This window comes from Modestobacter sp. SYSU DS0904, assembly GCF_054051115.1.
Genome location: NZ_JBJHAQ010000019.1, coordinates 24,115 through 46,787 on the forward strand (window position 1 = coordinate 24,115; position 22,673 = coordinate 46,787).

Genomic DNA, 22,673 nt, shown 5'->3' on the forward strand with positions numbered 1-22,673 from the left:
GGACGGACTCCGCCCGTCAGGGCGTCCGGGTCCGGGTCGCGGGGCCGGAGGCTCCCGACCAGGACCCGGGGAACGGCTCAGTGCAACCGGGGCACGGCACCTGGCCGCGGTGCGGCCCGGAGGGTCGCCATGTCACGGGCTCAGCTCTGCCAGCGGAAGGTGCGCACGCACAGCACCAGCCCGACGACGCACCAGATCCCGAGCACCAGCGCGACCCGGCCGAGCTCCCAGCTGCCGGCCGGCTCCTGCGCGGCCAGGGCGTCGGGGAGGAAGACCGACCGCAGCCCCTGCGCCATCCACTTCAGCGGGAACAGCGCGGCGATCGTCTGCAGCCAGGTGGGCACCTCGCTGAACTGGAAGAACACCCCGGAGATGAACTGCAGCACCAGCGCGATGGGGGTGACCGTGGCCGACGCCGACCGGCCGTTGCGGGCCAGGCTGGAGACCGCGATGCCCAGCAGCGTGCAGGCCGCCGAGCCGAGTCCGGCGACCCAGAGGAAGGTGAGCCAGTCGGCGCCGGAGGGCAGCGCGACGTCGTAGAACGCCACCCCGATGACCAGCAGGATCACCACGATCGCCACGGTGACGACGAGGACCTGCACGACCTTGCCGACGAAGTAGGCGCTCTTGGGCATCGGCGTGCCGGCCAGGCCCTTGAGCGTGCCGTCGGACCGCTCGGTGGCGATGCTGATCGCCATGTTCTGCAGGCTGGCGCCGAGGATGCCGGCGGCGATCACCCCGGCCATGAAGTACTGGGTGAAGCTGACCCCGGCGCCCAGGTCGTAGTCGAGCACCGCGCCGAAGACCAGCAGCAGGATCACCGGGAACATCAGCGTGAAGACGACGGACTCACGCTGCCGGAAGAACTCCTTGAGCTCGACCCCGGCCCGGGTCCGGCAGACGCTGCCGATCGACGGGAGGCGGCGTTCGGTCGTCGCGGTCATGCGGGTTCGCCGATCATCTTCAGGTAGACGTCCTCGAGCGTGGGGCGGGCGACGGCCAGGTCGGGCACCTCGCCGGGGAACCGGGCCGCGAGCTCGGCCACGAACGCCGTCGGCGTGGCGGTCTCGGCCACCCGCCGCCTGCCGGCCTCGGTCCAGCTGACGACGGCGGGGGCCGTGCCCCGCCCGCCCAGCTCGGCCGGCACGGCGACCTCGACCAGCCGGCCGTGGGCGATCACCCCGACCCGGTCGGCCAGCTCCTCGGCCTCGTCCAGGTAGTGGGTGGTGAGCAGCATCGTGGTGCCGAGGTCGCGCAGCGAGCGGATGAGCGACCAGAACTGCCGGCGCGCCTCCGGGTCGAAGCCGGTGGTCGGCTCGTCCAGGAACAGCAGCCGGGGGCGGCCGACGATGCCCAGCGCGACGTCGAGCCGGCGGCGCTGGCCGCCGGAGAGGGTGCGGCCGCGGGAGGCGGCCTTCTCGGTGAGCCCGACCAGCTCGAGCACCTCGTCGGGGTCGCGGGGGTCGGCGTGGTACGAGGCCTGGGCGCGCAGCAGCTCCCGGCAGGTCAGCTGGCTGTCGCCCGCGCCGGACTGCAGCACGATGCCCAGCTCGCCCTTCCAGGCCCGCCCCCCGGCGGCCGGGTCGACGCCGAGCACCCGGACCTCACCGCCGTCGCGCCGGCGGTAGCCCTCCAGCACCTCGACGGTGGTGGTCTTGCCGGCGCCGTTGGGGCCGAGCAGCGCGAAGATCTCCCCGCGCCGGATGTCCAGGTCCAGGCCGTCCACCGCCGTGCGCTCGCCGTAGCGCTTGACCAGGCCCCGCACCGAGATGGCGGCGTCGGGGTCGAGCGGCGTCTCCGTGACCACCGCCGCGCCCGTGCCGGGGGTGGGGAGGAGCGAGTCCTTCTGCACGAGGGGACAGTGTCCTCCTCCCACCTGTGCGACCGGGCGCGGGCCCGTGGTCAGCCCGTGATCCGGTCGATCAGCAGCGGGAGCGGCCGGTCGTCGGTGTCGACGCCGACGGCGCCCTCCAGCGCCTCCAGCGCGCGGGGGATGCGGGCGGCGTCGTCGGTCTGCAGCTCCAGCAGCGGCTGCCCGGCGGTCACCTGCTCCCCCACCCCGGCGTGCCAGACCACGCCCGCCGCGGCCGACACCGGGTCCTCCTTGCGGGCACGCCCGGCGCCCAGCCGCCAGGCGGCGACCCCGAGGGCGTAGGCGTCCAGCCGGGTGAGCGTGCCGGTCGCGGGGGCGGTGACCACGTGCCGCTCGGCGGGCCGGGGCAGCGGCGCGTCCGGATCGCCGCCCTGGGCGGCGATCATCCGGCGCCAGGTGTCCATCGCCCGGCCGTCGGCGAGCGCGTCGGCGGGGTCGACGTCGTCCCGCCCGACCCCGGCGAGCATCTCCCGGGCCAGCGCCAGGGTGAGCTCGACGACGTCGGCCGGCCCGCCGCCGGCGAGCACCTCCACCGACTCGGCGACCTCGACGGCGTTGCCGGCCGAGCGGCCCAGCGGGCGGTCCATCGCGGTGACCAGGGCGACGGTGCGCACCCCGGCGGCCTCGCCGAGGCCGACCATCGTGCGGGCCAGGGTGCGGGCGTCGTCGGGGTCGCGCATGAACGCACCCGACCCGGTCTTCACGTCCAGCACCAGCGCGTCGGCGCCCTCGGCGATCTTCTTGCTCATGATCGAGCTGGCGATCAGCGGGATCGACTCGACCGTGCCGGTGACGTCGCGCAGCGCGTAGAGCACCTTGTCCGCCGGGGCGAGGTCGGCGCCCGCGGCGCAGATCACCGCGCCGACGTCGCGCAGCTGCTGCACGTACTCGGCGTCGGTGAGCGAGGCCCGCCAGCCGGGCACCGACTCCAGCTTGTCCAGCGTGCCGCCGGTGTGCCCGAGGCCGCGGCCGGACAGCTGCGGCACGGCCACCCCGCAGGCGGCGACCAGCGGTGCCAGCGGCAGGGTGATCTTGTCGCCGACGCCGCCGGTGGAGTGCTTGTCGGCGGTGGGCCGGCCCAGCCCGGAGAGGTCCTTGCGGACGCCGGAGTCGATCATCGCCTGGGTCCACGCGGCGAGCTCGTCGCCGGACATCCCCCGGAAGAAGACGGCCATGAGCAGCGCGCTCATCTGCTCGTCGGGCACCAGGCGATCGGTGTAGGCGCGGATGACCCAGCGGATCTGGTCCGCGGTCAGCGGCCGCCCGTCGCGCTTGGCCCGGATGACGTCGATCGCGTCGAACGGCTGGGTCATCGGGACGCCGCCGCTGCTCCGCCGGCCGAACGCGTGGCGGCAGCCGTGAGGTCGTCGGGCCCGAACGCGTCGGGCAGCACCTCGCTCATCGGCACGATGCCCAGCGACACGGTCTCGATGAGCATGTCCCGCCCGCCATGCTCCCAGAGCAGCTGCCGGCACCGCCCGCAGGGCATCAGCGGCTGCCCGTCCCCGCCCACGCAGGCGACGGCGACCAGCCGGCCGCCGCCGGTGCGGGCCAGGTCGCTGACCATGCCGCACTCGGCGCACAGGCCCAGCCCGTAGGAGGCGTTCTCCACGTTGCAGCCGGTGACCACCCGGCCGTCGTCGACCAGCCCGGCCACCCCCACGGGGAACCGCGAGTAGGGCGCGTAGGCGTGGCCCATCGCCTCCCGCGCCGCAGTGCGCAGCGCATCCCAGTCGACGTGCATCAGTGCTCTCCTCGTCGGTAGACCAGCCCGTCGGCCTTGGGCATCCGCAGCCGCTGGGAGGCCAGCGAGAGCACCAGCAGCGTGGTCAGGTGCGGGGTGAAGGAGACGATGCCCTCGGGCAGCTCGTCGATGGTGAGGAAGCCGGCCAGCGCGGCCGCGCCGAACGCCGCCGCGATCACCGCCTGCACGTACCGGCGCCGGGTGGCCTGCCAGATCGCCACACCGACGAGCAGCACGGCGATGAGCAGCAGCAGGGCGACGACGGCGGTCGGGCTGCGCAGCTGGAGCGCGTCGGAGAACCCGAACAGCCCCGCACCGGCGGCCAGCCCCCCGGGCCGCCAGTTGCCGAAGATCAGCGCCGCCAGGCCGATGAAGCCGCGGCCGCCGGTCTGGCCCTCGCGGTAGATGTTGGCGACGAAGACCAGGAAGACCCCGCCGAGCCCGGCCAGGGAGCCGGAGATGATCACCGCGATGTACTTGAGCCGGTACACCGGCACGCCCAGGGAGTCCGCGGCCGCCGGGTTCTCCCCGCAGGACCGCAGCCGCAGGCCGAAGGCGGTGCGCCACAGCAGCAGGTAGGTGGCGGGCACGAGCAGCACGGCGAGCACGGTGAGCACGCCGACGCCGCTGGTGAACCCGCGCAGGATGCCGGCCAGGTCGGAGACGAGGAACCAGTGCTGGTTCTCCAGGTCACCCAGCAGGTCCGGGCCGGAGGAGAGCACCGGCAGCGAGAAGCTCGGCGGCCGGCTGGCCAGCGCGGGTGACTGGGTCACCCCGCCCCCGGCCGGGTTGTCGCTGAAGACCAGCTCGGAGAGGAACCGGACGACACCGCCGGCCAGGATGTTGATCGCCACGCCGGAGACCACGTGGTCGACGCCGAAGGTGACCGTCGCGATGGCGTGCAGCAGTCCGCCGACGGCACCGAAGACCGCGCCACCGATGAGCGCCCCGGCCCAGCCCCACTGGTAACCGGCCCAGCCGGCCCCCCAGGTGCCGAGGATCATCATCCCCTCGAGGCCGATGTTCACCACACCGGCCCGCTCGGCGAACAGCCCACCGAGGGCGACCAGCCCCAGCGGGACGGCGAGCAGCAGCGCGGCGGAGAACGTCGAGGACGACGTCAGCGCCTGCTCACCGGAGACGACCCGGACCGCCGAGACGAGCACCAGCAGCCCGACCAGCAGCCAGGTGATCCGCCGCGCCCGGCCGCCGCCCAGCAGCAGCTCGGTGACCGGCCCCCGGCTCGGGGCGGACGACGTCGTCGTCGCGGTGCTCACTGCTGGCCTCCTCGGGTTCCGTCGGCGGCGCCGCTGCGCACGCCGGGACCGGTGCCGGTACCGACGGAGGCACCGGGGTCCGGCGGCGGGCCGCCGGGGCCCTGGCCGCCGTCCGTGCTGCCGTCACCGCTGGTCGGCGGGACCGCCTGGCTGCCGCCGCGCTCGGCCTGCCGCCGGGTGATCCGGCGGGCGATCTCGTTCGCGACGACGACGGCGAGCACGATCGTGCCCTGGATGATCGTGACCACCGAGGCGGGGATGCCCTCGAACTGCAGCGGGATCGCGGCCCGGTCCAGGAAGCCGAACAGCAGCGCGCCGAAGGCGATGCCGATCGGGTTGTTGCGGCCCAGCAGCGCCACCGCGATGCCGAGGAAGCCCAGCCCGGTGGTGAACTCCGTGCCGTAGTGGTGCGCGCTGCCGAGCAGGTCGGGCAGGCCGATCAGCCCGGCCACCGCACCGGAGATGAGCATCGTCTTCAGCACCATGCCGCGGGCGTCGACGCCGCTGGCGGTGGCGGCCGACGGCGAGATGCCGGTGGCGCGCAGGTCGAAGCCGAAGCGGGTGCGCCGGACCAGCACCGCGATCACGATCCCGGCGACGGCGGCCACCAGCAGGAAGCCGTAGAGCTCCGAGCGCGGCTCGGCCAGCCCCAGCGCCCCGAAGACGCCGTTGAGCCCGGGGAACCACCCCGATTCGGGGATCTCCGCGGTGGTGATGATCGAGGCGCCCGGCTCGCTGCCCCGCAGCGGCCCGGTGAGCAGGTAGGACGCCAGCCCGAGCGCGATGAAGTTCAGCATGATCGAGCTGATCACCTCGCTGACGCCCCGGGTGACCTTCAGGACGGCGACGATGCCGGCCCAGAAGGCGCCGACCAGCATCGCGACCACGATGATCAGCAGGATGTGCAGCGGGGCCGGCAGCGCGACGGCGGCGCCGGCCGCGGCGGCGAGGATGGTGGCGAGCCGGTACTGGCCCTCCACGCCGATGTTGAACAGCCCCATCCGGAAGGCCACCGAGACGGCCAGGCCGGCGAGGAACAGCGGCACCGCCCGGTTGAGGATGACGACCATCGCCTGGGTCTGCTGCGACGGCGAGTCACCGAAGTCGAGCATGACCTCCAGCGCGGTCAGCGGGTTCTCCCCGATGAGCACGATCACCAGCGCGGAGATGACCAGCGCGACGACGATGGCCAGCACCGGCGCCAGCAGGGTGGCGCCCAGACGGCGGACGGCGCTCACGCGGCACCCGCCGTGCCGTCAGCGGCGCCGGTCATGTGCCCACCGAGCTCCTCCGGGGTCAGCCGGGCCGGGTCCAGCGAGGCGACCAGGCGCCCGCGGAGCATGACGTGCAGCGTGTCCGACAGTCCGATCAGCTCGTCCAGGTCCGCCGAGACCAGCACGATCCCCATCCCCTCCGCGCGGGCGTCCTTGAGCAGCTCCCAGATGACCGACTGGGCGCCGACGTCGACGCCCCGGGTCGGGTGGGCGGCGATGAGCAGCCGCGGCCGGGCGCTCATCTCCCGCCCGACGATCAGCTTCTGCTGGTTGCCGCCGGACAGCGCCATGGCGGCGGTGTCCGGGCCGGGTGCCCGGACGTCGTACTCGCGCATGATCCGCTCGGTGTCGGCGCGGGCGCCCTTGCGATCGATGAACGCGCCCTTCACCGCCGGCGGGCGGGTCTGGTGGCCGAGGATCCGGTTCTCCCAGAGCGGGGCCTCCAGCAGCATGCCCTGGCGGTGCCGGTCCTCGGGGATGAAGCCCAGCCCCTGCTCCCGGCGGTGCCGGGTCGACCAGCCGGTGATGTCGTCGGCGCCGAGCAGCACTGCGCCGGCGCTGAGCGGCCGCAGGCCCATGATCGCCTCGACGAGCTCGGCCTGGCCGTTGCCCTCCACGCCGGCGATCCCGACGACCTCGCCCTCGTGGACGGTGAGCGACACGTCGTCCACCGCGGGCCGGCCGCCGGGCGTGGCGACGCTGACCCCGCGCAGCTGCAGCACCGGGGTCTCCCGGACGGTGGAGTCGCGCTTCTGCGCGGTGGGCAGCTCGGCGCCGACCATCAGCTCGGCCAGCTGCCTGGCCGTCGTCGTCCGCGGGTCGGCCTCGCCCACGGTGGTGCCCCGGCGGATCACCGTGATCGCGTCGGCGACCTTGCGGACCTCGTCGAGCTTGTGGGAGATGAAGATGACGGTGAGGCCCTCGCGCTTGAGCTCGGCGAGGTTGCCGAACAGCTCGTCGACCTCCTGGGGCACCAGCACCGCCGTGGGCTCGTCGAGGATCAGCGTGCGGGCACCGCGGTAGAGCACCTTGGCGATCTCCACCCGCTGCCGGTCACCGACGCCGAGCTCCTCGACCAGGGTGTCGGGGTCCAGCCCCAGGGCGTAGGCGTCGGAGATCTCCCGGATCCGGCGCCGCGCCTCCGCGCGGTCCAGCCGGCCGCCCTTGGTGGGCTCGCTGCCCAGCACCACGTTCTCCAGCACGGTGAAGTTGTCGGCCAGCATGAAGTGCTGGTGGACCATGCCGATCCCGGCGTCGATCGCGTCGGCCGGGCTGCGGAAGGTGACCGGGCGCCCGTCGACGAGGATCTCGCCCTCGTCCGGGCGGTGCATGCCGTAGAGGGTCTTCATCAGCGTCGACTTGCCGGCGCCGTTCTCCCCGACGATGGCGTGCACCTCGCCGCGGCGGACCCGCAGCTGGATGTCGGAGTTGGCCACCACGCCGGGGAAGCGCTTGGTGATGCCGCGGAGCTCGACCGCGAGCGGGGCCGACTCGGTCAACGGAACTCCTCGGGGGACCGGCGTGGTGGCGCGGGAGGTGCTCCCGACCGCAGGTCTTGCGGCCGGGAGGTGGTTCTCGGGCGTCGTCGTCCGACGCGCAGACGGTACACACGGAAAACGGCGGGCTCGGGGGCGTGTACCGCCTCCGAGCCCGCCGCCGCCCGCGGTCCTGAGACGCGTGGTGCTCAGGACGAACGCGTCACGGAGTGGTGGGCACCGTGATCTCGCCGTCGATGATCTGCTGGCGGTAGTCCTCGATCACGTCGGCGATGTCGTCGATGTAGCCACCCGAGGTGGACAGGCCGACGCCGTCGGACTCCAGGTCGTAGACCACGTCCGTGCCGCCCTCGACCTCGCCCTCGGCGAAGGACAGGATGAACTCCTCCACCGCGTTGTCGACCCGCTTGAGCATGGAGGTCATGATCACGGCCTGCTGCTCCGGGGAGCCGAGCTGCCACTGGTCGGAGTCGACGCCGATCGCGCGGTTGCCGGTCTCGACCGCGGCCTGGAAGACGCCCTCACCTGAGCCACCAGCGGCGTGGAAGACGATGTCCGCGCCGTTCTGGTAGAAGCCCTGGGCCACGCTGTAGCCGCGGTCCGGGGCGCCGAATCCGCTGAAGTCACCGGCCGGCGACAGGTACTGGCTCTGGATGGTGATGTCCGGGTTCACCGCGCGGGCCCCGGCCTCGTACCCGGCCTGGAACTTCTCGATCAGCGGGCTCTGCACGCCGCCGACGAAGCCGATGTTGTCGGTCTCGGTCTTCGACGCCGCGGCCACCCCGGCGAGGAAGGAGCCCTCCTCCTCGGCGAAGAGCAGGCCGGTGACGTTGTCGCCCTTGGCGCCGTCGGCGTTGGAGCCGTCGACCTGGGCGAACGTGGTCTCCGGGAAGTCCGCCGCCACCTCGCCGATGATCTCGTCGTAGTTGAAGCCGACGGCGATCACCGGGTCGTAGCCCTGCTCGGCCAGCTGGGTGAGCAGCTCGCCACGGTTGGACGCGTCGTCGTTCGGCGAGAGCGTCTGGACGTTCTCCTCCATCGACAGGCCGAGCTCCTCGACGGCGGCCTCGACGCCGGCGTAGGCGGAGTCGTTGAACGACTTGTCGCCCCGGCCGCCGGTGTCGTAGGCGAGCCCGATCATCAGCTCGTCACCGCCACCGCCACCGCCAGCGCCGCCACCGCTGCCGCTGTCGGTCTCGTCGCTGGCGCAGGCCGCCAGGGCCATGCTGCCGGCCAGCAGCAGCGCCGCGGCCTTCATCCCACGCACTCGGCGCAAGACGGTCTCCTCTCTCATGGGCCCGGTCGATCTGATCGACTGGACCCCGGTGCCAGATGGTGTTCCGAGCTCCGTCGCCGGCCCCGACCCGGTGACCGGGCGGCGCGACGACACCCCCGGGACGCTAGCTCCGGGTGCCGCGGGTGCGGTCCCCGGGCAGCGGATAGAGATGGGATCGTTGCCTACGGGCAACACCGGGCGCACACCCCGAACCCCCGGTGAGACGGCGCCCACACCGGGCTCCCCGGCGCGGCCGGGTTAGCGTGCCCGTCATGCGCCACCCGACGCCCCCGGCCCGGCTCCGTGACCAGGTGACCGGCGCCGGCGCCGCCGTCCGGTCCGCCGTCGCCGGCGCCCTGGTCGTGGGTGCCACGGTCGTGGCCGCGGTGCTCGGCCCGGCCGGTGCCCCCGCCCGGGCCGAGCCCGCCCGGCCCACCGTCGACCCGACCGCCCCCACGCCCACCATCCCCCATGTCGCGGGCCCGCCCCAGGGCAGCGCCGCGGACGGCAGCACCGTCGGCGGGGAGGGGCTGGACACCCGCGGGGTGGTCACCGCCGAGGGCGCCCCGCCGCTGCCGGAGGGGATCGACGCGCACGGCTGGCTGGTGGCCGACGCCGGCACCGGCCAGGTGCTGGGCGCCCGCGACCCGCACGGCCGCTACTACCCGGCTAGCACCATCAAGACCCTCACCCTGCTCACCCTCGCCCCGCAGCTCGACCCGGCCCAGGTCGTCGTCGCCACGGTCGAGGATGAGGCGATCGAGGGCAGCCGGGTGGGCCTGGTGCGCGACGGGCAGTACCCCGTCGACCTGCTGTTCCGGGCGCTGGTGATGCAGTCGGGCAACGACGTGGCCAACGCCCTGGCCCGCGCCGCCGGTGGCGTGGCGCCCACGGTCGCGGCGATGAACGCCACCGCGGCCCGGCTGGGGGCCTCGGACACCGTCGTCGGCACGCCGTCCGGCCTGGACGTCGCCGGGCAGTCGTCCTCGCCCTACGACCTGGCGCTCTTCCTGCGGGAACTGGTCGCCGACCCGTACACCCTCGACGTGCTGCAGACCCGGATCGCGCAGATGCCCCCGGCGCCGGGGTACGAGGGCTTCCAGATCCAGTCGCAGAACGCGCTGCTGGCGGACTACCCCGGGACGCTGGGCGGCAAGACCGGCTTCACCGACGCCGCACGGCACACCTTCGTGGCCGCGGCCGAGCGCGACGGCCGCCGGCTGGTGGTCAGCCTCATGCAGGCCGAGCGCCGCCCGGTGCACGAGCAGGAGCAGGCCACCCGGCTGCTCGACTGGGGCTTCGCGACCCCGCCCACGGTCGACGCGCCCGGCCGGCTGGTCGACCCGGACGAGCCGGAGCCGACCGCGTCGGCCACCCCGACCCGGGCCACCCGGACCGCATCCCCGGCCCGGGCCGCCGCCGCACCGCCGGCCACCGCCGCCCCCGCCCCGGTGGCGGAGGAGAGCAGCCCGCTGGTGCCCGCGGCCCTGGCCGTCGCCGCGGTGCTCGTGGTCCTGGCCACCGTCGTCGGCCGGCGACGGGCCCGCCGTCCGGTCAGCCGTCCCGTCGCCCCCGCCGACGACGGGTCAGCAGCCGGGTCCCCACCGCGCCCGCCAGGGCACCGGCGCCCAGCAGCCCCACCGCCGTCCGCACCGGGGACACCCCCGGGCTCGTCGCCGGGGTCGTCGCCGGGGACGCCGCGGTCGGGACACCGGGACGAGCCTGGGCCGGGGGTCCCGGGTCCGGCGCGCTGACCACCGACCGCACGTGACCGGCGGCGATCCGCTCCTCCTCGATGGCCGGGATCGTCGCCGTCCACGCGGCTGTGTAGAACGCGAACCGGAAGACCACGTTCAGCCAGACGATCAGGCCGACGATCCCGCCGAAGGTCTGCGCGGTGACGTTGCCGGAGATGACCGTCAGGTAGAGGTTGCCGGCCACCTTGAGCAGCTCGAAGCCGACCGCGCCGAACACCGCGCCGGGCAGCAGCCGGCGCCAGCCGAACGGGTTGTCCGGCACGCCCCGCAGCAGCCACAGGAAGACCAGGGTGTCCCCGACCAGGGCCAGCACGATGGCCACCGCCGCGGTGACCAGCCCGATGCCGGGCACGGTGTCCAGGCCCAGCAGGCCCAGCACCCAGGTGGAGGCCGACGTCGCACCGGTGGTCAGCGCGATGCTGAGCGCCCCCGCCACCCCGAAGCCCAGCAGGCCGCCGACGTCCCTGACCCGGTCGGTGAAGAAGGCCGGCGGGTCGGGCTGGCCGCGCCAGACGACGTCCATCCCCACCCGGATCTTGTCCATCGCGCGCAGCCCGATGACCAGGAAGACCAGCAGGGCGACGACGCCGAAGGTGGCGGCGCTGTCGAGCGCCGCGGCCGCCTGGTCGGCGAGGTCGGCACCGGTCGACCCGGGCACCGCCTCGCGGATGCCGGAGACGAGCTGCTCCTCCAGCACCGGGTTGCCGCGCAGCACCAGCCCGGCGACGGCGGCGACGAGCAGCAGCACCGGGAACAGCGCGAGGAAGACGTAGTAGGTGACCCCGGAGGCGAGCAGGTCGGCCTGCACCCGGTTGTAGTGGCCGCCGGCGTGCACCAGGTGGTCCAGCCACCCCCACCGGTCCCGGCCCCGGCGGAGCAGCCGGCGCGCGGCGTCCGCCAGCCGGGTGAAGGGGTTGCCCCCAGCCGGACCTCGCCCCGGACCGTCGGCGCGGTCGGGCGTCGTCCTGGGCTCGGTCACCGGACCGAGTCTGCGGGCTGCCGATCGACCGCGCGCGCCGACCGGCGGGCGCTCCGCCCGGTCGCGCCGCAGGTCAGCGGGGTGCGCCGGTGAGCGGGTACTCGCGGGCGACCGCCCAGGCGCCGTCCGGGAGCTGCTCGAACTCGGTGAACGAGACCACCCGGAAGTCCGCACGCACCTCGGCCAGGCCGGCGTGCGCGAGGTCGAGCATCTCGCCCGGCACGTCGTGCGCGACGGTGACGTGCGGGTGGTACGGGAACGCCAGCGGCCGGGCCAGCGGACCGGTGCGGACGTCGGTGGCGATCAGCTCGCAGTCGGCGACGCCCCGCTCCACGGCGACGAAGACGACCTCCGAGACCGGCCGGAACGTGCCGGTGCCGGACAGGCGCATGTCGAACGGCGGATGGCTGGCGGCCACCTGCGCCAGGTGCGCGCTGATCGCCGGGCGGTCGCCGACCGCGACCTCGGTGGGCGGGAGCAGGGTGACGTGCGGGGGCACCAGGCTCGCCTGCGGGTCACCGCACTTGCCCCGCCACTCGACCAGCAGCTGCGCCCACGGTTCCGGGATCGACACCACCACGCCCAGCACGGCGGTGTCGGCCGGCACCTCGCGCTCCGCCGGGGGGCGGTGCACGAAGGTGTCGTCGGCGCGCAGCGGTCGGTCGGTCACGCCGGCGTGCCCCCGACCGGGGCCAGGAAGCCCACCCGCTCGTAGACCGTGGCCAGCGTGGGGGCGGCGACCGCACGGGCGCGGGCGGCACCGGCGGCCAGCACCCGCTCCAGCTCGGCGGTGTCGGCCAGCAGCTCGGCGGTGCGCTGCTGCACCGGGGCGAACGCCTCGGTGACGACGTCGGCGAGCTCCTTCTTCAGGTCGCCGTAGCCGCGACCGGCGAAGTGCTCCTCGAGCTGAGCGGTGCTCTGCCCGGACAGCGCCGAGTGGATGGCCAGCAGGTTGGTGACCCCCGGCTTCTCCACCGGGTCGGCGACGACCTCCCGGCCGGTGTCGGTGACCGCCGAGCGGATCTTCTTCGCCGTCACCTTGGGGTCGTCGAGCAGGTTCACGCAGCCGGCCGGCGGCAGGCTCTTGCTCATCTTCTTGTCCGGCGACTGCAGGTCGAGCACCTTCGCCGCCCCCGGGGGCACGTAGGCCTCCGGGATCGCGAAGGTCTCGCCGTACCGGCCGTTGAACCGGGTGGCCAGGTCGCGGGTCAGCTCCAGGTGCTGGCGCTGGTCCTCGCCCACCGGCACCCGGGCGGCCTGGTACAGCAGGATGTCGGCGGCCTGCAGGACCGGGTAGGTGAACAGCCCGACCGACGTCGCCCCGGCGCCCTCGCGGGTGCTCTTGTCCTTGAACTGGGTCATCCGGCTGGCCTCGCCGAACCCGGTCAGGCACTGCAGCACCCAGGCGAGCTGGGCGTGCTCCGGCACGTGGCTCTGCACGAACAGGGCGCTGCGCTCGGGGTCGACGCCCAGCGCGAGCAGCTGCGCGGCGGAGACCAGCGTGCGCCGGCGCAGCACCGCCGGGTCGGGCTGCTCCGCGGTGATGGCGTGCAGGTCGACGACGCAGTAGAAGGCGTCGTGGTCGTCCTGCAGCGCCACCCACTGCCGCAGCGCACCCAGGTAGTTGCCGAGGTGGAACGAGTCAGCCGTCGGCTGGATGCCGGACAGCACGCGGGGAGCAGGCACGCCCTTCATCGAACCACGCGCGCCACCGGGGTCCGGTCAGGTGTCCGCGCCCTCGGCCCCCGCGCTGGTCAGGACGGCGTCCAGCGCGCCGAGGAAGACGTCGTCCTCCTCCGGCGTCCCGACCGTCACCCGCAGCCCCTCACCGGCGAACGGCCGGGTGATCACCGCCTGCGACTCCAGCGCCGCGGCGACCGCCGCGGTGCGCTCGCCCAGCGGGAGCCAGACGAAGTTGGCCTGGCTGTCGGCGACCGGCAGGCCCCGCTCGCGCAGCGCCGCGGTCAGCCGGTCCCGCTCGGCGACGACGGCGGCGCAGCGGTCGCGCACCTCGTCCTCGGCGGCCAGCGCGGCCACCGCCGCGGCCTGGGCGATGCTGGAGACGCTGAAGGGCACGTGGGTCCGGCGCACCGCGTCGGCGACGGCCGGGTCCTCGGCCAGCAGGTAGCCCACCCGCAGCCCGGCCAGCCCCCACGCCTTGGAGAAGGTGCGCAGCACCGCGACGTTCGGCCGGCCACGCATCAGCTCGACCCCGTCGGGCACGTCCGGGTCGGTGACGAACTCCCGGTAGGCCTCGTCGAGCACGACCAGCGTCGTCTCGGGCACCGCGTCGAGGAACCGCTCCAGCTCCGCCCGGCGCACCGCCGTCCCGGTGGGGTTGTTCGGGTTGCAGACCAGCACCAGCCGGGTGCCCTCGTCGACCACCGCGGCCAGCGCGTCGAGGTCGTGGGTGTCGGCGGCGCCCCCCGGCGTGCCGGGCACCAGCGGCACCTGCTGGGCGCGGGCGCCGGCCACCTGGGCCAGCAGCGGGTACATCTCGAACGACCGCCAGGCGAACGCGATGCCGGTGCCCGGGTCGTTGTAGGCCTGGGTCAGCTGCTGCAGCACGGTGACCGCCCCGCAGCCGGTGGCAACCTGACCGGGCGCCACGCCGTAGCGCTCAGCCAGGGCCGCGATGAGCAGCGTCGCGCCGTTGTCCGGGTAGCGGTTGGTCTCCCCCGCCGTCATCGCGATCGCCGAAAGCACCCCCGGCAGCGGCGGGAAGGCCACCTCGTTGCTGGCCAGCTTGACCGCGCGCGGGACGCCGATCTCCCGGGCCAGGTCGGCCGGGTTGCGGCCCGGTCGGTAGGCCGGCATCGCGGCGACCGCGGAACGTGCGCTGACCACGGGACTCCTCCTCGTACCGGTGCGGGGACCGCACCTGTCCAGGCTTCCCGGCGTGCGCGTGTCTAGGCTCCCGGGCATGCGCGTTCTCGTCACCGGCGGAGCCGGGTACATCGGCAGCGTAGTCACCGCGGCCCTGCTGGCCGAGGGCCACGAGGTCACCGTGCTCGACGACCTCTCGACCGGGCACGCGGACGCCGTCCCCGACGGCGCGCGCCTCGTGCAGGCCTCGCTGCACGACTCGGCCCCCGTGCTCGCCGAGGTCCGCCCCGAGGCGGTGCTGCACTTCGCGGCGAAGAGCCTGGTCGGGGAGAGCCAGCAGGCCCCGGAGCTGTACTGGGAGAACAACGTCGGCGGGTCGCTGGCCCTGCTGGAGGCGATGCGCGCCGCCGGCTGCCGCCGGATCGTCTTCTCCTCCACCGCGGCCACCTACGGCGAGCCCACCGAGGTGCCCATCCCGGAGACCGCGCCGACCCGGCCGACCAACACCTACGGCGCCAGCAAGCTGGCCGTCGACGCGATGCTCACCAGCTACGCGGTGGCCCACGACTTCGCCGCGGTGAGCCTGCGCTACTTCAACGTGGGCGGCGCCGCGTACGGCCGCGGGGAACGGCACGCCACCGAGACGCACCTGATCCCGATCGCCCTGCAGGTCGCCGCCGGCACCCGCGAGGCGCTCACCGTCTACGGCGAGGACTACCCGACGCCCGACGGCACCTGCATCCGCGACTACGTGCACGTGCAGGACCTCGCCGCCGCCCACCTGCTGGCCCTGCCGGCGCCGGCGCCGGGCGAGCACCGGGTCTACAACCTGGGCAGCGGCAGCGGTTTCTCGGTGCAGGAGATGGTCGACGCCGTCCGCGAGGTCACCGGGCACGAGCTGCCGGTGGTCGTGGGCGCCCGTCGGGCCGGCGACCCGGCCCGGCTGGTGGCCAGCTCCGCCCGGATCTCCGACGACCTGGGCTGGCGGCCGGTGCACACCGACCTGCGGGAGATCGTCGGCGACGCCTGGGCCTTCGTGCAGCAGCGCGGCCAGGTTCAGCAGCGCGGCTAGGTGCCGGACTCGGCGGCGGCGCCCTCGGCGTCCTCCGGCTCGGGCGCGGCACTGACCCCGATGCGCGCGATCCGCCGTCCGTCCAGCTCCAGCACCGTGAGCGTGCGGCTCTCGACCTCGACGACGTCGCCCAGCACCGGCAGCCGGCCCAGCGACGCCAGCAGGTAGCCGGCGACCGTCTCGTAGGGACCCTCGGGCAGCTCGAGGCCGGTGGCCTCGGCGAAGTCGTCGAGGTTCAGCAGCCCGTCGAGCTCCTGCGGGCCGCCGGTGGGCTCGACGTCCTCCGCGGCGACGTCGACGTCGTACTCGTCGTAGATGTCGCCGATGACCTCCTCGATCAGGTCCTCCAGCGTGACGATGCCGTCGGTGCCGCCGTACTCGTCGACGACGATCGCGAAGTGCCGGTTCTCCCGGCGCAGCTCCGAGAGCGCGGTGAGCACCTTCGCGGTGCCCGGGAGCTGCTTCACCTCGCGGGAGAGGTCGGCCACGGTGGCCGCCCGCCCGGCGGGGTGGCTGGGCAGGAACAGGTCCCGGACGTGCACGAAGCCGATGACATCGTCCTCGCCCCGGCCGACCACCGGGTAGCGCGACCAGCTCGAGTCGGCGACCTGCTTGGCCGCCCGGCTCGCGGTCGTCGACCCGTCCAGGAAGTGCACCTCGGTGCGCGGGGTCATCACCTCGCGCACCTCCCGGTCACCGGCGCGGAACACCTCGTCGATCAGCCGCCGCTCGTCGCTGGACAGCGACTCGTGCGCCGCGACCAGGTCGCGCAGCTCCTCCTGGCTGATCGACTCCCCGCTCACCTTGGGATCACCACCGAGCAGCCGGACCAGCAGGTCGGTGCTCTTGGACAGCAACCAGATCACCGGCCGGAAGAGCTTGGCGATGGCGTTCAGCGGCGCGGCGACGACGAGGGAGAACCCCTCGGCCCGCTGGAGGGCCAGCCGCTTGGGGGTCAGCTCACCGACGACCAGCGACAGGTAGCTGATCGCGATGGTGACCAGCACGAACGCCAGCGGCTCGGCCACGTTGGGCTGGACACCGCGGCCGACCAGGACGTCGCTGAGCGGCCCGGACAGCGTGCTGGCCCCGAAGGCGGCCGAGAAGAAGCCGGCCAGGGTGACCCCGACCTGCACCGCGGCGAGGAACCGGTTCGGGTCGGCGAGCAGCTTGTTCAGCGCCTGCCCCCGCCGGCCGGTGTCGGCCAGCGCGCGGACCTGCGACTCCCGGAGGGAGACCAGCGCGATCTCGGCACCGGAGAACGCACCGCCGACCAGCACGAAGCCGAAGACCATGACGATGTTGAGCCAGACGTCGCTCACGAGCGGCGTGTTCCTCCAGATGCAGGGCGGCGGCAGGGATCTGCCGGCGTCAGCGGACCACGGTAGTGGCCGGACCCGCGACGAGTCCTCCCGCCGGAACCCGCCCCCCTCCCCCGGGTGTTCCCCGCGCCGACACGCCGGTGACTCTGCGTCTCCGGCTACCCTCCGTCGGGTGACGTCCGAGATCCGCTGCTGAGGACCGGTCGTGCCTCCCCACCCCGCCCGCCCGTCCCTGCTGCGACGCCTGGACGCCGCGCTGTCCCGGCCGGCCCACTGGCGTGGCCGGTCGCTCTGGACGCCGCTGCTGCTGGCCGCCGTCCTGGTGCTGGTCGCCTCCACCGCCACCGTGGTGCAGGGCGTGGTGTCCTCGCAGCCGATCGCGACCGCCGCGGGGGCCCCGCCGCCCCGGCCGGCGGCCACCCCGGCACCCGGGAACGCCACCGACGTCCCGGCCGACGCCGGCGCCCCGGCGCAGGACGTGGCGGAGACCGCTGTCCCCGAGACCGCGGCGCCACCGGCCGCCGGATCCGCGCCGCCCGCCGCGCCGGAGGCGGAGGTCCCGGGCTCCGCGCCGTCCGCACCCGCGCCGGCGCCGGTGCCCGCTCCCGCACTGGCCCCGAAGCCCGCGGCCGCCCCTGACCCCGCGCCGTCCCCTGGTTCCCCCCCGGCCCCGGTGCCCGCGCCGGTGGCGGCCGCCGCGGTGGGCACGGAACAGCAGGTGCTCGACCTGGTGAACGCCGAGCGCGCGACGGCCGGCTGCCCGGCCGTCGTCGCGGACGGCGCCCTCGCCGGGGTCGCCCGTGCGCACAGCTCGGACATGCGCGACCGGGACTTCTTCTCCCACGTCGACCCCGACGGCCGCGACCCCTTCGCCCGCGCCCGCGCGGCCGGGATACAGAGCGCCCGGGCGGAGAACATCGCCTACGGCCAGCCGGACGCCGCCGCGGTGATGACCGCCTGGATGGCCAGCCCCGGCCACCGCGCGAACATCCTGAACTGCGACCTGCGCACCCTCGGCGTCGGCGTGGCCGCCGGCTCCGGCGGCCCCTGGTGGACCCAGCTCTTCGGCTCCTGACACCCCGCCCGCGTGATCGTCCGCCCGCCGAGACCGGGCTGAGCGCTGTCTCGCGCAGCGGATGACCGCGCTCAGCCCGGGGTGATCACGCCAGCGCGTCGGTCAGCCGGGCGAGCAGCAGGTCCGGACGGCGCAGGTCGACGGCGGTCACGAACAGCACCCGCCAGCCGGCCGCGGCGAGCGCGGTGAGGCGCAGGCGGTCCCGGCCGAACTGGCCCGGTTCGGCGTGCCAGGCGCCGTCGTACTCCAGCGCGAGCCGCCGCTCGGGCCAGGCGAAGTCGACGCGGGCCACGAAGCGCCCCGCGGCGCGGACCTCGAACTGGGCCACCGGCGACGGCAGCCCGTGCGCCGCCAGGAGCAGCCGCAGCCGGGTCTCCTGCGGCGACTCGGCCCGCCCGTCGGCCGCCGCCACGGCCCGGCGGGCGCGGGCCATGCCTCGGCACGTGGGCAGGGCGGCGACCGCAGCCCGCACCGCGTCGAGCTCCACCGCCCCGGCGTGCACCAACTGGTCGAGCAGCACCACGGCGTCCACCGGCGCCTCCAGGCGGGCCACGTCGACGGCGGTCCGCAGCCCGGAGGTCCAGCGCAGGAAGGAGCCGCGACCGACGACGTCGTGCGCCAGCGGCGCGGTGCGCACGACGACCCCCGGCTGGGGGTCCCAACGGGTCCCGGGCGGCACGGTCACGTCGACCGGGTCACCGGGGCCGGCGGCACCAGGCACGCCCAGCAGGTCGGCCGCGGTCCGCCCGGCCAGGGCGGCGGCCCCCGGCATCACCAGCGCCACCCCGCGGGCGTGCAGCCGGTGCACGTCGGGCTCGGCGGCGTCGGCGTAGACGTCCGAGCGGAGGCGTCGCCACGCGCTGCTGCGCAGCTGGGCGTTCGTCAGCAGCCCCTGCTCGACCGCCCAGGTGCCGCGGAAGACCCGGCCTCGCAGCAGCGGTGGGCGGTGTGGCGGCCGTGGCACGCGGGGAGCGTGCCGGAGACGTCGCCCCGACCGCTGCCGCCGTCCACAGGCATGATCACCACGGGCTCAGCAATGTCTCACCACCCGGATGACCGCGCTCAGCCCGATCTCGTCGCAACCATCACGCCCCATCAACGCGGGACGGCCCCCGCGACCAGTGGTCGCGGGGGCCGTCCGGGCAGCGCAGCTTCTTCAGGCCATCACTACGACAGCTGTCGTCAGGCCATGGCCTTCTGCAGGTTGCTGTCGATGGCCGCCAGGAACTCCTGGGTGGTGAGCCACGGGCTGTCCTTGGAGATCAGCAGCGCCAGGTCCTTGGTCATCTGACCGCCCTCGACGGTCTCGATGCAGACCTTCTCCAGCGTCTCGGCGAACCGGGTCACCTCGGGGGTGCCGTCCAGCTTGCCGCGGTGGGCCAGGCCCCGGGTCCAGGCGAAGATCGACGCGATCGGGTTGGTCGAGGTCTCCTTGCCCTGCTGGTGCTGGCGGAAGTGCCGGGTGACCGTGCCGTGCGCGGCCTCGGCCTCGACCGTGCGGCCGTCCGGGCTGGCCAGCACCGAGGTCATCAGGCCCAGCGAGCCGAAGCCCTGCGCCACGGTGTCGGACTGCACGTCACCGTCGTAGTTCTTGCAGGCCCAGACGTAGCCGCCCTCCCACTTGAGCGAGGCGGCGACCATGTCGTCGATCAGCCGGTGCTCGTAGGTGATGCCGGCGGCCTTGAACTTGTCGGCGAACTCGGCCTGGAAGGTCTCCTCGAAGATGTCCTTGAACCGGCCGTCGTAGGCCTTGAGGATCGTGTTCTTCGTGGACAGGTACACCGGGTAGCCGCGGTTGAGCCCGTAGTTCAGCGAGGCGCGGGCGAAGTCCCGGATCGACTCGTCGAGGTTGTACATCGCCATCGCCACGCCGCTGCCCGGGGACTGGAAGACCTCGTGCTCGATCGGCGCGGAGCCGTCCTTCGGCGTGAAGGTCAGCGTCAGCGTGCCCTCGCCGGGGAACCGGAAGTCGGTCGCCCGGTACTGGTCGCCGTAGGCGTGCCGGCCGACGATGATCGGCTTGGTCCAGCCGGGCACCAGCCGCGGCACGTTCGCCATGATGATCGGCTCGCGGAAGATGACGCCGCCGAGGATGTTGCGGATCGTGCCGTTCGGCGAGCGGTACATCCGCTTGAGGCCGAACTCCTCGACCCGCGCCTCGTCCGGGGTGATCGTGGCGCACTTGACGCCCACGCCGTGCTGCTTGATGGCGTTCGCGGCGTCGACGGTGATCTGGTCGTCGGTGGCGTCGCGCGACTCCATGCCCAGGTCGTAGTACTCGAGGTCGACGTCCAGGTACGGGAGGATCAGCTGGTCCTTGATGAACTGCCAGATGATCCGGGTCATCTCGTCGCCGTCGAGCTCGACGACCTTGCCCTCGACCTTGATCTTGCTCACGTGTTCGCTATCCCCTTCTGCAGCTCTGACCGGCGTGGTCAGAGGTCGACGACATCGGCCTGCTTGGCGCGCACGGCCTCGGCGGCCTCGCGCAGGCCCGCCAGCTCACTGTCGGTCAGGTCGCTCTGCACGACCCGCCGCACTCCTCCACGGCCGATCTCGGCCTCGACCCCCAGGTAGACCCCGGAGATGTCGTACTCGCCGTCGACCCAGGCGCACACCGGCATGACCGCCCCGGCGTCCTCGCGCACCGCGCGCGCCATCCGGGCGGCCGCCGCGGACGGGGCGTAGTACGCCGAGCCGGTCTTCAGCAGCGCCACGACCTCGGCCCCGCCGTTGCGGGTGCGGTCGACCAGGTGCGCGATCCGGTCGGCGGGCAGCACCTCGGCCAGCGGGCGGCCGTCGACGGTGCAGCGCGAGGGCACCGGGACCATCGTGTCGCCGTGCGACCCGAGCGTCAGGGTGCGCACCGAGCCGACCGGGACCCCGCACTCCTCGGCCACGTTGTTGGTGAACCGGGCCGTGTCGAGCATCCCCGCCTGCCCCATGACCCGCGCCTTCGGGAAGCCGGTGGCCAGCTGGGCCAGCGCGGTCATCTCGTCGAGCGGGTTGGAGACCACGATGACGACGGCGTCGGGCGAGGTGCGGGCGACGTTCTCCGCGACCGAGCGGACGATGCCGGCGTTGGTCTCGATCAGGTCCATCCGGCTCATGCCGGGCTTGCGCGGCAGACCGGCGGTGATGACGACGATGTCGGAGTCCTCGGTGCCCGCGTAGGAGCCCCCGCCGACCCCGACGACGCGGGTCTCGAAGCCCTCGACCGGCCGCGACTGGTTGATGTCCAGCGCGAGGCCCTCGGGCTTGCCCTCGACGATGTCGGTGAGCACCACCGTCTCGAAGAGGTCGTACTCCGCCAGCCGCAGCGCTGTGGTGGAGCCGTAGAAACCGGCGCCGACGACGGTCACCTTGCCCTGCCGGTCCCGGTCAGCCATGCCCGCCAACCTAGCCCCGGACCTGCCCGCGGGGCCATGCGGGGCGCCCCGCAGGGGTCAGTCGGCCGGGATCGCCAGCGCGGTGACCGCGACCGTCAGGCCCACCAGGAGGCTCAGCGCGACGTCGACCCGGCGGCTGCGCACCGCCAGGAACCCGATCCGGCGGGCCGGCAGCAGCAACCGCAGCAGCCCGGCACCGATCATGGCCAGGCCCATCACCACCAGGCCGCGGCGCCACTGCTCGAGCGCCACCAGCCCCAGGCCGACGCCGACCACCGCGATGACCAGCAGCAGCGGCCACTGCCGGAGGAACCCGGCCAGCAGCGGCCGCCGCCGGTACAGCGGTTCGCGGGCGGGGGCCGGCCGGGTCACGCCGAGAGCACCTCGGCGGCGGCGCCCTGCTCGGCGGCGAGGACGACGTTGGCCAGCAGCATCGCCCGGGTCATCGGCCCGACCCCGCCGGGGTTCGGCGCGACGGAGCCGGCGACCTCGCGGACGTCGGCGGCGACGTCGCCGGCGATCTTCCCGTCGACCCGGCTGACGCCGACGTCGAGCACCGCGGCCCCCGGCTTCACCATCTCCCCGGTGATCAGCCCGGGCACCCCGGCGGCGGCGACCACGACGTCGGCGTCCCGGGTGTGCGCCGCGAGGTCGCGGGTGCCGGTGTGGCAGAGGGTCACCGTGGCGTTCTCGGTGCGCCGGGTGAGCAGCAGGCCCAGCGGCCGGCCGACGGTGATGCCGCGCCCGACGACCACGACCTCGGCTCCGGCGAGCGGGACGTCGTGGCGGCGCAGCAGCTCGACGATGCCCAGCGGCGTGCAGGGCAGCGGGCCGGGCACCCCCAGCACCAGCCGGCCCAGGTTGGTGGGGTGCAGGCCGTCGGCGTCCTTGGCCGGGTCCATCCGCTCCAGCACCTCGCTCTCGTCGATCCCCCGCGGCAGCGGGAGCTGGACGATGTAGCCGGTGCACGCCGGGTCGGCGTTGAGCTCGTCGACCACCGCCAGCACGTCGGTGAGCGTGGCGTCGGCCGGCAGCTCGCGCTGGATGCTGGCGATGCCCACCTCGGCGCAGTCGGCGTGCTTCGCCGAGACGTACCAGCGGCTGCCCGGGTCGTCGCCGACCAGCAGGGTGCCCAGCCCCGGGCGCCGGCCGGCCGCCGCGAGCGAGGCCACCCGCCCGGTGAGCTCCGCCCGGATCGCCGCCGCCGTCGCCTTGCCGTCCAGAGTCGTCGCCACCACGTCGTCAGTCTGCCGCACGCCCGCTCCCCCTAGGCTCCGGACACCAGGAGCTGCGCGGGGCGACCCGCGCGCGAG

20 protein-coding genes and 1 pseudogene are annotated in these 22,673 nt (G+C 74.3%); 3 read left to right on the top strand and 18 right to left on the bottom strand.

Annotated elements, in window-relative coordinates; genetic code table 11:
* Window positions 1–140 precede the first annotated feature (140 nt).
* From ACI79U_RS13345 to ACI79U_RS13380, 8 genes are all read right to left on the bottom strand, one after another.
* Window positions 141–944, bottom strand: coding sequence for an ABC transporter permease (locus ACI79U_RS13345; protein WP_457063680.1), 804 nt, complete (start codon window positions 942–944; stop codon window positions 141–143).
* Complete coding sequence (locus tag ACI79U_RS13350; protein ID WP_457063683.1) at window positions 941–1,852, bottom strand: ABC transporter ATP-binding protein; 912 nt, start codon at window positions 1,850–1,852, stop codon at window positions 941–943. Before ACI79U_RS13350 ends, ACI79U_RS13345 begins: the two co-directional genes overlap by 4 nt.
* A gap of 50 nt (window positions 1,853–1,902) precedes the next feature.
* Window positions 1,903–3,186, bottom strand: a complete 1,284-nt coding sequence (locus ACI79U_RS13355; protein ID WP_457063685.1) for a thymidine phosphorylase — start codon at window positions 3,184–3,186, stop codon at window positions 1,903–1,905.
* Window positions 3,183–3,617 carry a cytidine deaminase gene (locus tag ACI79U_RS13360; RefSeq protein WP_457063688.1) on the bottom strand — a complete coding sequence of 145 codons (435 nt, stop codon included), beginning with the start codon at window positions 3,615–3,617 and terminating at the stop codon, window positions 3,183–3,185. The genes ACI79U_RS13355 and ACI79U_RS13360 overlap by 4 nt, the downstream gene beginning before the upstream one ends.
* The gene (locus ACI79U_RS13365; RefSeq protein WP_457063691.1) at window positions 3,617–4,894 is read right to left on the bottom strand and encodes an ABC transporter permease; all 1,278 of its coding nucleotides are present in this window, start codon (window positions 4,892–4,894) and stop codon (window positions 3,617–3,619) included. Before ACI79U_RS13365 ends, ACI79U_RS13360 begins: the two co-directional genes overlap by 1 nt.
* Complete coding sequence (locus ACI79U_RS13370; protein ID WP_457063693.1) at window positions 4,891–6,132, bottom strand: ABC transporter permease; 1,242 nt, start codon at window positions 6,130–6,132, stop codon at window positions 4,891–4,893. Before ACI79U_RS13370 ends, ACI79U_RS13365 begins: the two co-directional genes overlap by 4 nt.
* The gene (locus tag ACI79U_RS13375; RefSeq protein WP_457063695.1) at window positions 6,129–7,667 is read right to left on the bottom strand and encodes an ABC transporter ATP-binding protein; all 1,539 of its coding nucleotides are present in this window, start codon (window positions 7,665–7,667) and stop codon (window positions 6,129–6,131) included. The genes ACI79U_RS13370 and ACI79U_RS13375 overlap by 4 nt, the downstream gene beginning before the upstream one ends.
* Before the next feature lie 199 nt (window positions 7,668–7,866).
* Window positions 7,867–8,931 carry a BMP family lipoprotein gene (locus ACI79U_RS13380; RefSeq protein WP_457064233.1) on the bottom strand — a complete coding sequence of 355 codons (1,065 nt, stop codon included), beginning with the start codon at window positions 8,929–8,931 and terminating at the stop codon, window positions 7,867–7,869.
* Window positions 8,932–9,212: 281 nt separating this feature from the next.
* On the opposite strand from ACI79U_RS13380, the gene ACI79U_RS13385 reads away from it, so the two are divergent.
* Window positions 9,213–10,694: a D-alanyl-D-alanine carboxypeptidase family protein gene (locus tag ACI79U_RS13385; protein WP_457063698.1), complete on the top strand. Its 1,482-nt coding sequence runs from the start codon at window positions 9,213–9,215 to the stop codon at window positions 10,692–10,694.
* A 61-nt stretch (window positions 10,695–10,755) separates the two neighbouring features.
* Here ACI79U_RS13385 and ACI79U_RS13390 read toward each other — a convergent pair.
* The 4 genes and pseudogenes from ACI79U_RS13390 to hisC form a co-directional block, all read right to left on the bottom strand.
* A pseudogene (locus ACI79U_RS13390) lies at window positions 10,756–11,850 on the bottom strand (YihY/virulence factor BrkB family protein); the annotation flags it as partial.
* Window positions 11,750–12,346, bottom strand: a complete 597-nt coding sequence (locus ACI79U_RS13395; RefSeq protein WP_457063700.1) for a 2'-5' RNA ligase family protein — start codon at window positions 12,344–12,346, stop codon at window positions 11,750–11,752. The pseudogene ACI79U_RS13390 and the gene ACI79U_RS13395, both read right to left, overlap by 101 nt.
* The gene (gene trpS / locus ACI79U_RS13400) at window positions 12,343–13,371 is read right to left on the bottom strand and encodes a tryptophan--tRNA ligase (RefSeq protein ID WP_457063703.1); all 1,029 of its coding nucleotides are present in this window, start codon (window positions 13,369–13,371) and stop codon (window positions 12,343–12,345) included. Before trpS ends, ACI79U_RS13395 begins: the two co-directional genes overlap by 4 nt.
* Before the next feature lie 27 nt (window positions 13,372–13,398).
* The gene (gene hisC / locus ACI79U_RS13405; RefSeq protein WP_457063705.1) at window positions 13,399–14,523 is read right to left on the bottom strand and encodes a histidinol-phosphate transaminase; all 1,125 of its coding nucleotides are present in this window, start codon (window positions 14,521–14,523) and stop codon (window positions 13,399–13,401) included.
* Window positions 14,524–14,599: 76 nt separating this feature from the next.
* Here hisC and galE point away from each other — a divergent pair, with 76 nt between their 5' ends.
* Window positions 14,600–15,574 (top strand): UDP-glucose 4-epimerase GalE, encoded by a 975-nt coding sequence (galE, locus tag ACI79U_RS13410; protein ID WP_457063708.1) that lies wholly within the window; start codon window positions 14,600–14,602, stop codon window positions 15,572–15,574.
* On the opposite strand, the gene ACI79U_RS13415 is transcribed toward galE, so the two are convergent.
* Window positions 15,571–16,896, bottom strand: coding sequence for a hemolysin family protein (locus tag ACI79U_RS13415; protein WP_457063710.1), 1,326 nt, complete (start codon window positions 16,894–16,896; stop codon window positions 15,571–15,573). The two genes, galE and ACI79U_RS13415, sit on opposite strands and share 4 nt — an antisense overlap.
* 205 nt (window positions 16,897–17,101) lie before the next feature.
* Between ACI79U_RS13415 and ACI79U_RS13420 the strand changes: the two genes are divergently transcribed.
* Complete coding sequence (locus ACI79U_RS13420) at window positions 17,102–17,971, top strand: CAP domain-containing protein (protein ID WP_457063713.1); 870 nt, start codon at window positions 17,102–17,104, stop codon at window positions 17,969–17,971.
* An 85-nt stretch (window positions 17,972–18,056) separates the two neighbouring features.
* Here the strand turns inward: ACI79U_RS13420 and ACI79U_RS13425 are convergent, their stop codons facing one another.
* The 5 genes from ACI79U_RS13425 to ACI79U_RS13445 all read right to left on the bottom strand — a co-directional run bounded on the left by ACI79U_RS13425 (window position 18,057) and on the right by ACI79U_RS13445 (window position 22,616).
* Window positions 18,057–18,935, bottom strand: a complete 879-nt coding sequence (locus tag ACI79U_RS13425) for an endonuclease domain-containing protein (protein WP_457063715.1) — start codon at window positions 18,933–18,935, stop codon at window positions 18,057–18,059.
* A 218-nt stretch (window positions 18,936–19,153) separates the two neighbouring features.
* Complete coding sequence (locus ACI79U_RS13430; protein ID WP_457063717.1) at window positions 19,154–20,368, bottom strand: NADP-dependent isocitrate dehydrogenase; 1,215 nt, start codon at window positions 20,366–20,368, stop codon at window positions 19,154–19,156.
* Between the two features lie 38 nt (window positions 20,369–20,406).
* On the bottom strand, window positions 20,407–21,360 hold the full coding sequence (mdh, locus tag ACI79U_RS13435; RefSeq protein WP_457063720.1) for a malate dehydrogenase: 954 nt from the start codon (window positions 21,358–21,360) through the stop codon (window positions 20,407–20,409).
* Between the two features lie 57 nt (window positions 21,361–21,417).
* Window positions 21,418–21,732, bottom strand: a complete 315-nt coding sequence (locus ACI79U_RS13440; RefSeq protein ID WP_457063722.1) for a DUF3017 domain-containing protein — start codon at window positions 21,730–21,732, stop codon at window positions 21,418–21,420.
* On the bottom strand, window positions 21,729–22,616 hold the full coding sequence (locus tag ACI79U_RS13445) for a bifunctional methylenetetrahydrofolate dehydrogenase/methenyltetrahydrofolate cyclohydrolase (protein WP_457063725.1): 888 nt from the start codon (window positions 22,614–22,616) through the stop codon (window positions 21,729–21,731). The genes ACI79U_RS13440 and ACI79U_RS13445 overlap by 4 nt, the downstream gene beginning before the upstream one ends.
* Window positions 22,617–22,673 lie beyond the last annotated feature (57 nt).